Here is a 13096-nt window from a genome sequence, read left to right on the forward strand (position 1 = left end):
TAGACGAACCTGCAGGCAATTATCCCTTAACCAGGATCGCCCAGGTAAATCCACCCACCTATGGGTCAATCACTTCTTTAACGGCAGCGCATGTATTTGTTGAAAACAATTATGCATATGTGGCTTATAATACCGCCGGCGAGGATTATTCAGGAGCTATCGATATAATCAATGTTTCGGATCCTACCAATCCAACAGTAACTTCCCGGGTGGTCTATACGAATGCCGACATTAATTCCTTGCAATATGCTGAGGGATTTTTATATGCGGTGGGGGGAGTAGACGCTTCAACGAGTTTTACAGCCACCTCCAATTCCTTTATTACCAAAATTCAGGTATCTGATGGTGTGATGAATGTAAGCTCTGGAATTATTTATGGGTTTCAGCCTGGTGACAATGCCACCGATATTGTCCTGGATGGCAATGAAGCCTATGTAACCAGTGGAAAAGACGGAACCATTACCATTTATGATACCAAGGACCTCGATATCAAAAAAGAAGAGGCCTTTGCAGACCTTAGATCCCTGGCTTTTGACGACAATAAAGTAGCGCTCCTTGATGCCAGTATGGGCATACGAGTTCTCGATGATAAGTTGAAATTAAAAAAGGAAATAGCCATAGAAACGGATTTTGGCTTATTCACAAAGCGTTCTATAGATTTTGTTGGAGATAAGATCATTGTGGCCGAAGGCACCAAAGGTGCCGGAGTATATTCTTACGATTCCGGGACCCTATTGCAATATATTCCTATCATTATTGATCCGAATTTACCAGCTGCAGGCGACATTGTAAATAACGCGGTGGCCATCAATGAAGATATGGTCCTAATGGCCAATGGTGGTGCGGGCCTATCCGTTTCTGACGATGAAGGAAATACGACAGAACCTTATGGGGTGATGAATCTGGATGGCTCTATAAACTATGTGCAAACGCAGGGTGATTACGCTTTTGCAGCCTCTGGCCAACAGGGACTTCAGATTATTAAGCTGAACAGATTGTCACTGAGTTTAGCAGCCCAATGCTCATCTTTGATTGAATATTCCGGAACCAGTAAGTTAGTTATCAATGAAGGAGAGGATATTGCTTTTAGCGGTTCCAAAAGCTTTAATTCTATTAAAACAGATGGCTCATTATTAATGTGTGGATCCTGGACCGTGCGTAATGATGTAGATATCAAGAAAGATGCTCTAATGGCAATGAATGGTTCCATAAGTGTTGGAAGCAACAAAAAGCAAAAAGAAATAAAAATTGAAACGGGTGGAACACTAAGAGTGGAAGGAAACCTAACTATTTATGGAGATTTGGACCTTAAAGATGGTTCAACCATTGAATTTATTGGAGAGAACTCTGTCGTAAATATTTTTGGCGAGGTTAAAATGGGAGATGATGTATCTGTACTTGGAACCTTCCTGGATGTTCAGAATAAGTTTTAATTTGAACTAAAAGAATTAAAAAACCCCGATGGAAACCATCGGGGTTTTTTTGTATTCCACTATTTTATTGAAGCAGCTCTCCAATTTTGGCATCCAAGGAAGCTCCTCTCAGATCCTTCGCCACGATGATTCCATTCTCGTCCAATATAAAGGTTGCCGGGATGGCATCTACATTGTATAACTTGGCGATCTCATCAAAATACTGAACATTGGATACGTGATGCCAGGCTAGCCCGTCATCTTGAATGGCCTTTTTCCAGTCATCCGCATTCCTGTCAAGAGAAACCCCCAGGATACTCAACCCCTGGTCCTTATATTTGTTGTAGACTTTCACTACATTGGGGTTCTCTTGCCTGCATGGTCTGCACCAGGCTGCCCAGAAATCAACAATGGTAACCTTGCCCATCACCTCATTCAATGCCAACTGATCTCCATTAGGGCTAGGGGCCGAAAAATTAGGCGCCTTTGCACCAATAGATGTATTTGCATCTTTTTCCAGGGCCTCTTTGATCTTTATACCTGTATTACTTTCTTGAATTTCCGGAGTTAGTGCATCGTATAACTCTTGAACTTCAGAATTCTCTTTCGCTTTGGTTGCCAGTACTCTGTATAAGATTATGGCAGAGACAATAGCGTTTGGATTATTCTTTACATAATTCAATTCATAATCCTTAGCCTCTTCCATCAATTCAAAATACTCCTCACGCAATGCGTTCATACTTACCGTATCTCTTTTAGCCTGTGCCGCACGCATATCCTGGTTCATGGACGAAGCTTTTCTGCTCAAAACACGAGAGCCTTTTAAAAAGTCATAGAATAGCTCATTTTGTACGGTGCCCCCAATTTTTGCGAACGCAAGGCTATCTCGCTGAGCTTCAATCTCAATAGTGCCATTCTCAACAATCATAGGGATGTTGTCTTGCCCTTTTCCAAAAAAGATGTAGTATAGTTCGGGGCTATTGGTAGGAGCCCCTTTAAAAGTAAAGGTTCCATTGGTGATCGTTGCAGAATCTACCGTGATCAACTGGTTGCCTTCAGCGTATTTTCGAAGGGTTAATTCTGTCCCATCTGTGTTTTCACCTTCCAGGGTTCCTTCGATGGTATAGCCATCATGAGACTGGCATGCTGCCATCAGCAAGACAAACAGAAAGGGTGCAAGTATTTTTTTCATTTTAAACTATTTTGTCCGCAAAGGTACTGATTAGGTGTACAATAAAAAAAGTCCTTAACACAAGCTTTGGTCAAGGACTTTTATCATATTATTTACTTTGAAAACAACATTAAAACTGATATCGTATACCCAGGGCTATGTCGAAATCAAAATTATCGGAAAACTCATCATAGCCAACAAGTCCAATTTCAGGTCGGAAGTCGAGTGAAAGCAATAGTGGGATATCAAAATTATATTCAATCCCGATATTTCCTGCACCAAAAATAAATAATCCGCCATCAGGGGCAGGGCCATTATTCCCTGCAGAAAAGTCAACGCTTCCGAGTCCACCACCTACACCGTAATACCAGTTGAAGTTTCCATCGAGCGTATGGATCCACTGATAGACTGCCGCTAATTTAAAGGCGTCGTAATTACGGCTGTCTCTCCAACCAAGATTCAATTCTAATCGGTTGTAACGGGCAATAGACTTTTGGTAGGATATTTCAGCTCCAAATCCGTCACTGTCACCTAGTCGAAGACCTAGGGCATGTTCAGAAATAGACTGGGCACTAAGTCCACATGTAGCCATAAAGAAAATGAATGCACTAATTTTTAAAATTTTCATTTGTTCGTGAATTATTTAGATTAAAAATACATATTTGAGTGTGTTCTGATGTTAATAATACCTTAATTTCGTGCACAAAATTCATTCCATTTTGAACTCTTTTTCATTTTCCGAATTGGCCGGCACTCTAAAAGGTACCTTGCATACAGACATACTTACGAGAAGTTTGTATGCTACGGATGCCTCTGTGTATAGAAAAATACCGGTGGCAGTGGCATATCCAAAAAACAAGGAAGACATTAAAAAACTTATTCTTTTTGCCAACACTAATAAGATTGGTATTATCCCAAGGACTGCAGGGACCTCCCTGGCGGGCCAATGCGTAGGAGATGGTATTGTGGTTGATGTTTCGAGGTATTTTACAAAGATTATCAACTTTGACAAGGAACAAAAACTGATCACTGTGCAGGCAGGGGTGATCCGTGATGAACTCAACGAATATCTAAAGCCTCATGGTTTGTTCTTCGGTCCCAACACTTCCACTTCCAACAGGTGCATGATAGGAGGAATGGTTGGTAATAATTCAAGCGGTACTACTTCTATCCAATATGGGGTTACCCGCGAAAAAGTACATGCGCTAACTTCCATCTTGTCTGACGGTTCAGAAGTTGAATTTGCATCCTGTACTGCAGAGACCTTCCATTGTAAAAGGGAACTAAAATCACTTGAAGGAAATATATATAAGGAATTATATAACTTACTGTCCAATAAGGATATACAAAATAATATTAAGAGAGAATTTCCTAAAAAAAGTATTCATAGAAGAAATACAGGATATGCCGTAGACAGTTTGTTGGAAAGCAGCCTATTTTCAGGGCAGGAATCAGAGATCAACATTTGTCAGTTGCTAAGCGGCAGTGAAGGCACCCTGGTGTTTATGACCGAGATCACCCTGCGGCTCGATGAACTCCCACCACCTTTGTCTGCCATGGTTGTTACCCATTATAACTCCCTGGAGGCTTGTCTGGCAGATGTGGCACCTTTAATGCGGCACACACTTCATACCTGTGAAATGATGGATAAGGTGATCCTGGATTGTACCAAGAACAATAAAACACAATTGGCTAACAGGTTCTTTGTGGAGGGTGATCCGGCAGCACTCTTAATGCTGGAAGTACGGGGCAGTTCGGAGTCGAGTTTACAAAATCAATTGGAAAGCCTGAACCAGACAATTCAGGATTCAGGATTAAGTTATGCCTGTCCGGTCTTATATGGAGACGACATTAATTGTGCGCTCGAACTGCGAAAGGCAGGCCTGGGATTACTGGGTAATATGGTGGGCGACAGAAAGGCGGTGGCTTGTATTGAAGATACGGCGGTTGCACTTGAAGATTTGAAGGAATTTATTGGCGAATTCACGGGTATCATGAAGGAATATGGACAGGACGCCGTGTATTACGCCCATGCCGGAGCCGGAGAACTTCATTTACGCCCTATCTTAAATCTGAAAAAGCAAGAGGATGTGCAGCTTTTTCGAACTATTACCACCAGGGTAGCGGAACTTACCAAAAAATACAAAGGTTCTTTTAGCGGGGAACATGGAGACGGGATTGTACGTGCCGAGTTCATTCCCATGATGATAGGGGAAGAGAATTACCAGGTACTGAAAAGAATTAAATCTGTTTTTGATCCCAATAACATCTTCAATCCCGGGAAAATAGTAGATCCCTATCCCATGGATACTTCCTTTCGTTATGAAGTGGACAGGCCAGAGCCGGTAATTGATACTATGCTCGACTTTTCCGACAGCGAAGGAATTTTAAAAGCTGCAGAAAAGTGCAATGGAAGTGGGGATTGCAGAAAGACCGAACATGCCAAAGGCGCTATGTGTCCAAGTTATCATGCCACCAGGGACGAACAGGCTACTACCCGTGGCAGGGCCAATGCATTGCGCGAGTTCTTAACCCACAATGACAAGGCGAACAAATTCGATTCTGAAGAACTTAAAAGAGTTTTTGATCTTTGTCTGAGCTGTAAGGCCTGCGGCAGTGAATGTCCCAGTAATGTAGATGTTGCAACGCTTAAATCGGAGTTTTTGTTTCAATATCAGGAGACCCATGGCTATCCTTTACGTAACAAGATATTCGCGTATAACACCACCTTTAATAAATGGGCCAGTAAATTCCCATCTTTAAGCAATGCTGTTTTTAGAAATAGGTTGCTGGGGGGGCTTATCAAAAAAACTTCCGGCGTGGCTTCTCAGCGACAAATCCCGACTGTCGGTCATTTCGATTTTAAAGCCTATTTAAACTCTAAGAATACAGATAAGGGTAAGGGGAAGAAACACCTGTTGCTTTATATTGATGAATTTACCCAATACCTGGACATTGAAGTAGGTAAGGACGCCATAGATTTACTGATTGGCCTGGGGTATAAAGTGCAGCTGTATTTTGGAGAAAGTGGTAGAACCTTTCTCTCCAAAGGCTTTTTAAAACAGGCTAAAAAGTGTGCAGAGAAAAATGTGGAAGCGCTTTATTCGTACACCCAAAATAGTGTCCCGATAATAGGACTGGAGCCTTCTGCCATCCTAAGTTTTCGGGATGAATACCATCGATTTGGGTTAGACAAAAGTAAAGTAGAATCGCTTTCCAAGAACAGCTGGCTCCTTGAAGAATTCCTGGCATCTGAAATCAAAAATGGAAGTATTACAAGTGATTCATTTACCAAGGAGTCTAAAACAATTAAAATTCACGCGCATTGCCATCAAAAATCCCTGTCCAATCAAAAAGTAAGCTTTGATATTTTAAACCTTCCCGAGAATTTTAAAGTAACGATCATTAGTTCGGGCTGCTGTGGAATGGCAGGTTCTTTCGGATACGAGAGAGAACACTATGACCTCAGCATGAACATTGGCGAACTGAAATTGTTCCCAGCGGTGAAAAAGAGCGGGCTAGATATCTTGATCGCGGCCAACGGAACCAGTTGCAGACATCAAATTATGGACGGTACCGGTGTAAGGGCTCATCATCCGGTGACGATCCTAAAGGAGGCGCTCCTTGTCTCTTGATGTCAGTGGAGGCATCTCCGTATTGGGATCTTTCTTTGCAGGTTCTATAATAGAGTTTATCAGCTGGTTCATATCGAGATCCTTAAGCTCCTCATCTGCGTAAAACGCCGTTAATTTATCCAGGTTAAAATGGTATAATTTCCATCGTTTAAAGGAATATTCGAGGGCGGTTAAATGTTCTACCCAATCTCCTGAATTTAAATAGAGGCATTTGCCTCTGTCATTTTCAAGAAGCCGCTTTTTAGGCTGGTGTATATGGCCGCATATAACTGTATCGTAGCCTTGTTGTATGGCTACATCCCCAACGGTTTTTTCAAAGTCATTAATATAGGAAACCGCGCCTTTTACACCGTTCTTTATTCGTTTGGAGAGTGAATATTTGGGTCGGCCTACTGTTTGCAAGCACCAATTGATCAACCTGTTTAAAAAAATAAGGAGATCATACCCTTTACCTCCCATTTTTGCCAGCCACTTAGTATGCCGAATAGAAGGGTCAAAAACATCTCCGTGAAATATCCAGGTATTTTTACCATCCAGAGGAAGTACAATTTTATCCTGTATAGATAGACTTCCCAGAGAATGACCGCTAAACCTTCTCAGTGCTTCATCGTGATTCCCAGTGATGTAGTAGATCTCAACCCCCTCTGAGGCCATAGACAAAAGTTTCTTCAAAACCTTTAAATGAGCCTTAGGGAAATACTGTTTTCGGAATTGCCAGATATCAATAATATCGCCATTTAAAATAAGAGTTTTGGGTTGAATGCTACTCAGGTAAATCAGGAGTTCTTCTGCATGACACCCATAGGTTCCCAAGTGAACGTCAGACAATACCACAACCTCTAATTTGCGTTTCTTCAAAACAGTAATTTTTCTCATCCAAAAGTAAACCTACCGGTATAAATGTGTGCAAAGAAAAGGTGAAGTCTATTTCATACTTTCGTTAATTTTGAATTAAGAATATGTCTTTTAGGTTAAGCCATCATTAAGCAGGGGCATTCTTGGTTAGCACTTTTAATACTCCTATATTTGACTTCATAAGCGATGGCAGGCGCCCTCGTCAATAAGACCTAAACCTTTCCCTTTATGGCAGGAAACTCATTCGGCACCCTTTTTAAACTAACTACCTTTGGAGAGTCGCACGGGATGGCAATTGGAGGCATCCTGGAAGGTTGCCCTTCCGGAATCGATCTAAATCTGGAGGCGATTCAGGCCGAGATGAACCGAAGAAAACCCGGACAATCTGCTATAGTTACCCAACGAAAAGAAGAAGATAAGGTGGAATTCTTTTCCGGGATCTTTGAAGGTAAGACCACCGGAACTCCCATAGGTTTTGCCATTTATAACAGCAACCAAAAATCCACAGATTACTCTCATATAAAAGATTCTTACAGACCTTCGCATGCCGACTATGTTTATGATCAGAAATATGGGTTTAGGGATCACAGAGGTGGTGGCCGTAGTTCGGCCAGAGAAACAGCTTGCCGGGTAGTGGCCGGTGCAATTGCAAAACAATTCTTGAAGGACCTTTCTTTCAATGCATTTGTGTCTCAAGTTGGAAGTATTAGTTTAAGTAAAAATTATCAAGAGCTCGATCTGTCTTTGACAGAATCTAATCCCGTCAGATGCCCGGATCCTGACACGGCAGCTGCTATGGAAGCGCACATAAGGGAGGTAAGGAAAGAAGGGGACACTATTGGGGGCATCATTACAGGGGTTATTCAAAATGTTCCTGTAGGGCTGGGCGAACCTGTTTTTGACAAGCTTCATGCACAATTAGGAAAGGCCATGTTGTCTATCAATGCGGTCAAAGGATTTGAATACGGGAGCGGATTTGAAGGGGTGAAGATGAAAGGCAGCCAACATAATGATGCCTACAATACAGACGGAACCACCAAAACCAACAACAGTGGAGGCGTTCAGGGAGGCATCAGTAATGGCATGGATATTTATTTTAACGTTGCCTTTAAACCGGTGGCTACTCTTATTCAGCCGTATGAAACCATCGACAAGAAAGGGGAGATTGTTCAAACCAAAGGCAAAGGCAGACACGATCCTTGTGTGGTGCCGCGCGCAGTGCCCATTGTAGAAGCCATGGCGGCCTTGGTCCTGGCAGATTTTATGTTGCTTAACCGCGTAATCAAAAATTAAAAAAACCGCTTAGATTGGTTTACGATCAAAACCTTATATTACGGTTCAAATAGCAGAAGTATGAGAAAACTCGAATTGCACTGGCAGATCTTAATTGGCATGGTGGCCGGAATCCTTTTTGGATTTGTTATGACCTTCCCATCCTGGGGACCTTCCGCCGTGCAGGACTGGATCAATCCTTTTGGGACCATCTTCGTAAAACTTCTCAAGCTCATCGCTATACCACTTATTCTGGCCTCCTTGGTCAAAGGGATCTCTGACCTGAAGGACATCTCTAAGTTTAAGAAAATAGGGCTGCGAACCATAGGAATCTATATTTTTACTACTGTAATTGCAATCAGTATTGGGCTTATTCTGGTAAATGTATTGAAGCCAGGAGAAGGCATTTCTGAAGATACTATTGCCAAATTAACGGAAACCTATGCCTCCGATGCAGGAGTAACTTCAAAATTAGAGGAGGCATCGCGCCAGAAAGATAGCGGACCTCTTCAATTTCTGGAGGATATGGTTCCAGACAATGCCTTTGGAGCATTAAGCGATAACAGCCTTATGCTACAGGTGATCTTTTTTACCATCTTTCTTGGTATTTCTATGCTTTTGATAGGGGAAAAACGATCAAAACCCCTGAAGAAATTTTTCGATTCTTTGAATGATGTGGTCCTTAAAATGGTGGATCTAATCATGTTAACGGCACCGGTAGCTGTCTTTGCTCTATTGGCAAATGTTGTGGTGTCCTCTGGTGATCCTGACCTTTTGGTGGCCCTGCTTAAATACGCACTTGTGGTGGTCCTTGGCCTGGCACTGATGATTGTTTTCTATTGTATTGTAGTGGCTACCTATACCAAAAAAAATCCATTCTGGTTTTTAAAACAAATCAGTCCGGCTCAACTACTCGCTTTTTCAACCAGTAGTAGTGCAGCTACCTTACCGGTTACCATGGAAAGGGTAGAAGAACATATTGGAGTAGACAAGGAAGTATCAAGTTTTGTGTTACCTGTAGGTGCTACCATCAATATGGATGGAACCAGCTTATACCAAGGGGTAGCCGCGGTTTTTATTGCACAGGCCCTGGGATTTGACCTTACCTTAGGGGCACAACTTATCATAGTATTAACGGCACTTTTAGCTTCAATAGGATCAGCAGCTGTTCCGGGTGCAGGTATGGTAATGTTGGTAATTGTTCTGGAGTCCATTAATTTTCCCTCAGACAAACTGGCCATAGGCCTGGCTTTGATCTTTGCCGTAGACAGACCTTTGGACATGTGCAGAACTATAGTAAATGTTACTGGCGATGCTACCGTGTCCATGGTAGTGGCAAAATCCGTAGGGAAGTTGGGAGAACCGCATGTGGAAGAATGGGACGACTACCTGGATGAGGTTAAGACTACGAAATCTTAAGAACAAATAATGGATTATGGGCCAGGGGGTTTATTGACAGGATTAGTCTAAAAACTTTTGTTTAAGTTCTTCGGTTGGTATCATACAGCTGTCTCTTCTGCCGTACCATGAATATCTGTTCCGCGCCACCCAGTCGTACACCCAATCGCGAAATCCTTTTGGAATTCCTAAAAATACTCCCATAAGGGGCCATCCACCACTAAGTGATTTTGCGATCTTTAGTGCCGCATCCGATTTCGTATAATACGCAATTTGTGGTTCAATAAGGATGATAGAATCTACCTGCGTGGTATCAATTCCCTTTTCCTTTACCAGTTTTTGCCCCGCCGTGCCTTGAAGCGCCGCAAAACGAAAGATGTCGTTTTTATCACGCTTTATGACAAACTGTACTGATTTGTTGCAAAGATTACAAACCCCATCAAAAAGTATAATTTTCTTAGTTTCTTCCATTACTTTTTCTTGCTTTCCACAAGTTCTAATTGATCTACGCTTATATTGGTAGTAAACATACCGTAATTCACAACTGCCTTATTCTTTTCCAGACTATCAATACTGCCAACAGCTTTTCCATCGAATAGCCGTACCCTGTCGCCAATTTTTAAAACAGGTCTTGGCTTTTTTTTCTCTTTGGCCTGTTCTTTCTTCTTGGCAACTTCTTTGTTGGTACGAATATTTTTAACTTCCTGTTGAACTTCCTTGGTCACTTCAATCTTTTTTTCTTCCTGTACCTTTACCTCTTTGGCAGTCTTCTTTTTACGCTTGCTGTTTTCTGTCTCTATGAGCCGCAATAGTTCTGATACAAGCGGTCTTTTCTTTTTGTCCAGAAAGTATTTCTCCGCCACCTTATTTACCTTTTCGCCCAGATAAATCATACGTTGGTTAAAATCGTATAATTCCTGATAGTTCTCTAATTTGGTCTGTATTTTAGAGTTCAGCTTTTCCAAGCGTGCTGCTTCTTCACGGGCCTTGCTTTCTTCCTCCTGTAGACGGTTGCCCGTCTTGGCCATTTTTGTTCTTTCCTTTTGAAGTTTGGCAATGGTAGCATCAAAACGGATCTTGCCTCTCTCAACTTTTTTCTTGGCCCTATTGATAAGGCTAAAAGGGATGCCATTTTTTTGTGCCACTTCAAAAGTAAAAGAACTACCGGGTTGTCCTAATTCTAAATGAAAGGTGGGTTGCAGGGTGCTGCTGTCAAAAAGCATATTAGCGTTTGTGGCATGAGGCAGTTCATTGGCCAGGGCTTTTAAATTTGCGTAATGGGTGGTGATGACCCCAAAGGCACCTCTTTCGTAGAACACTTCCAGGAAGGCTTCAGCCAGGGCACCGCCCAATTCCGGGTCGCTGCCTGTTCCAAATTCATCGATCAGGAATAAGGTATCTTCATCGCACTTTCGCAAAAACTGATTCATGTTTTTTAAGCGGTAGCTGTAGGTGCTGAGGTGATTTTCTATGGACTGATTATCCCCGATATCTGTCAGGATTGTTTTAAACAAACACACAGAACTGCGTTCATGAACAGGAACAAGTAAGCCACTCTGCAACATGAGTTGTAGTAAACCTATGGTCTTTAAGGTGATGCTTTTTCCACCGGCGTTTGGCCCGGAAATAACTATGATTCTGTTCTCGGGGTAAAGGTCAATCGTCTGTGGATATGTAGGAAGCTTATCCAGTTTGTTGGCGAGGTACAAAAGCGGATGATAAGCGTCTCTCAGAAACAACCTTTTCTTGTTATTAATAGAAGGTTTAATGGCCTTCATTTCCGAGGCGTACTTTGCCTTGGCTGCGGTAACATCTATATGGACCAAATAATGCTGATAGGCCTTTAGATCCTCGCGATAAGGCCGTATCTGATTGGTAAGTGAATTCAATATCTTTTGTACCTCTTCTTTTTCATCGAATTGAAGATTAGAGAATTCTCTGCTGTACTTAGACACCACCTCAGGTTCTATATACACAATACTGCCCGTTTTGGAGCTTCCCATGACAGTTCCTTTCACTTTTTTCCTATACATGGATTTAACTGCCAAAACTCTTCTGTTATCAACGACAGATTCTCTGATCTCATCCAGGAATTCTGAAGCCTGGTAAGTGTTCAGGGCTGCTCCAAAGCTTTGATTGATTTTTCCTTTAAGAGCAGCCATTTGTTGCCTGATATGTCGCAGATCGGGAGATGCTGTGTCTTTTACAAGATCAAACTTGTCTATCACATCATCAATAAGGTCGGGAATGTCTTTCGTTACAGAAACACTCTCTGAAAATTGGTAGAGCAGGGGGTAATATTCCTTGAATTTTTTTAAGAACTTCTTATGCTCCAGCACGGTTAGGCACAATAGCTTAATTTTTCGAAATCCCTGAATTTCCAAAGTAGTGTTTTCTACTTTAAGCAACAAAAGTTCCTTATCAATAGCATCAAATCCGTGATTTGGTATCCTATTCTCATTAGAGAAAGAGGAAAGGTATTCTGAAGTTTCCCCCAACAAGGTCAATATGGTTGCCTCTTCGAGCTGAGGCTCTAAGGCCTTTGCCTCCTCTTTTCCCAGTTCCGTATTGCAGCGGACGGCTACTTGTCTGATCACCGTGGCGAATTCGAGATCTTGAATACTTTTCTTCAGATATTTGTCCATAATTAACTGCCTAGCTGCAAAGGTAGTTATAAGCATGCATTCTTTGCAAAAACCAGAATTACCAGGATCTTCAATTTTCCATGTGGTGCGTAGGCACGCTCACATCCCTTTTGTTGTATTTCACCACTTGAAGGAAGGTTCAGGGCAATAAAAACAGGGGTTGAGCAGTTATTATACTAAGATTTTCGCAAATGAAGTAAATCTGAAAAAAGCTACATGCGTTCTATTATTCAATTTATTGTTTTATTACTATTGATCAGTGGGTGTAAAACCTCCCAGATGGTAACGGTCTATAGCTTAGAACCAGCTCCTGTAGAACTGTCAAATAATATAAAGCGAATTGGTATCATCAATGAGGTTCAGGCAACTCCTGATAATAGTCAAATAGAGTCTTTAGATTCTTTTATAGCCGCCACGGATCTACAATGGTCCAAAGAAGGCGAGGAGGCTGCCATAGCCGGACTTTTTGGGGAATTACTTAAAGATCAGCGATTTGATACCATTATCATTCTAGAAAATACTAAAGAATTCCAGCAAAAAGAATACGCCATTGAGGAAGATATACCATGGAAGGCGTTAAAAGAGTTGTGCGACACTAACGAGTTAGACGCCATCTTTTCCCTTTCTTTTTACGAAACTGATACCAGGGTCACTAATAAAAAATCGACCATGGAGGAACTAGACCTGATGAGGATCAAAAGCATGGTA

The 13096-nt window shown here is 41.8% G+C and carries 10 protein-coding genes; 5 read left to right on the top strand and 5 right to left on the bottom strand.

Going from position 1 to position 13096, the window contains the following annotated elements; all coding sequences use genetic code 11:
• The coding region (locus tag WBM49_RS14390; protein ID WP_424372739.1) for a hypothetical protein at positions 1-1433 on the top strand (1433 nt) is incomplete at its 5' end.
• A gap of 64 nt (positions 1434-1497) precedes the next feature.
• On the opposite strand, the gene WBM49_RS14395 is transcribed toward WBM49_RS14390, so the two are convergent.
• Positions 1498-2604: a redoxin domain-containing protein gene (locus tag WBM49_RS14395; protein ID WP_424372740.1), complete on the bottom strand. Its 1107-nt coding sequence runs from the start codon at positions 2602-2604 to the stop codon at positions 1498-1500.
• 109 nt (positions 2605-2713) lie between these two features.
• A complete protein-coding gene (locus tag WBM49_RS14400; RefSeq protein WP_424372741.1) occupies positions 2714-3211 on the bottom strand; it encodes a hypothetical protein in 498 nt (165 codons plus the stop codon).
• Positions 3212-3302: 91 nt separating this feature from the next.
• On the opposite strand from WBM49_RS14400, the gene WBM49_RS14405 reads away from it, so the two are divergent.
• Positions 3303-6218, top strand: coding sequence for an FAD-binding and (Fe-S)-binding domain-containing protein (locus tag WBM49_RS14405; protein WP_424372742.1), 2916 nt, complete (start codon positions 3303-3305; stop codon positions 6216-6218).
• Here the strand turns inward: WBM49_RS14405 and WBM49_RS14410 are convergent.
• The gene (locus tag WBM49_RS14410) at positions 6192-7076 is read right to left on the bottom strand and encodes a UDP-2,3-diacylglucosamine diphosphatase (RefSeq protein WP_424372743.1); all 885 of its coding nucleotides are present in this window, start codon (positions 7074-7076) and stop codon (positions 6192-6194) included. The two genes, WBM49_RS14405 and WBM49_RS14410, sit on opposite strands and share 27 nt — an antisense overlap.
• Before the next feature lie 225 nt (positions 7077-7301).
• Here WBM49_RS14410 and aroC point away from each other — a divergent pair, with 225 nt between their 5' ends.
• Together aroC and WBM49_RS14420 are read left to right on the top strand one after the other, a co-directional pair.
• Positions 7302-8366 (top strand): chorismate synthase, encoded by a 1065-nt coding sequence (gene aroC, locus WBM49_RS14415; protein WP_424372744.1) that lies wholly within the window; start codon positions 7302-7304, stop codon positions 8364-8366.
• Positions 8367-8426: 60 nt separating this feature from the next.
• A complete protein-coding gene (locus WBM49_RS14420; protein WP_424372745.1) occupies positions 8427-9764 on the top strand; it encodes a dicarboxylate/amino acid:cation symporter in 1338 nt (445 codons plus the stop codon).
• 42 nt (positions 9765-9806) lie between these two features.
• On the opposite strand, the gene WBM49_RS14425 is transcribed toward WBM49_RS14420, so the two are convergent.
• Positions 9807-10214: a thiol-disulfide oxidoreductase DCC family protein gene (locus WBM49_RS14425; RefSeq protein WP_424372746.1), complete on the bottom strand. Its 408-nt coding sequence runs from the start codon at positions 10212-10214 to the stop codon at positions 9807-9809.
• The gene (locus WBM49_RS14430; protein WP_424372747.1) at positions 10214-12388 is read right to left on the bottom strand and encodes an endonuclease MutS2; all 2175 of its coding nucleotides are present in this window, start codon (positions 12386-12388) and stop codon (positions 10214-10216) included. The genes WBM49_RS14425 and WBM49_RS14430 overlap by 1 nt, the downstream gene beginning before the upstream one ends.
• Positions 12389-12604: 216 nt before the next feature.
• On the opposite strand from WBM49_RS14430, the gene WBM49_RS14435 reads away from it, so the two are divergent.
• A partial coding sequence (locus tag WBM49_RS14435) for a DUF6340 family protein (protein WP_424372748.1) occupies positions 12605-13096 on the top strand: 492 nt, incomplete at its 3' end.

Origin of the sequence: Muriicola sp. (genome assembly GCF_049669965.1) — a bacterium.
Lineage (GTDB): Bacteria > Bacteroidota > Bacteroidia > Flavobacteriales > Flavobacteriaceae > Muriicola.

Coding starts and splice junctions, on each gene's coding strand:
- WBM49_RS14395 (WP_424372740.1), bottom strand. CDS start 2,604: ATGAAAAAAATACTTGCACCCTTTCTGTTTGTCTTGCTGATGGCAGCA.
- WBM49_RS14400 (WP_424372741.1), bottom strand. CDS start 3,211: ATGAAAATTTTAAAAATTAGTGCATTCATTTTCTTTATGGCTACATGT.
- aroC (WP_424372744.1), top strand. CDS start 7,302: ATGGCAGGAAACTCATTCGGCACCCTTTTTAAACTAACTACCTTTGGA.
- WBM49_RS14420 (WP_424372745.1), top strand. CDS start 8,427: ATGAGAAAACTCGAATTGCACTGGCAGATCTTAATTGGCATGGTGGCC.
- WBM49_RS14425 (WP_424372746.1), bottom strand. CDS start 10,214: ATGGAAGAAACTAAGAAAATTATACTTTTTGATGGGGTTTGTAATCTT.
- WBM49_RS14430 (WP_424372747.1), bottom strand. CDS start 12,388: ATGGACAAATATCTGAAGAAAAGTATTCAAGATCTCGAATTCGCCACG.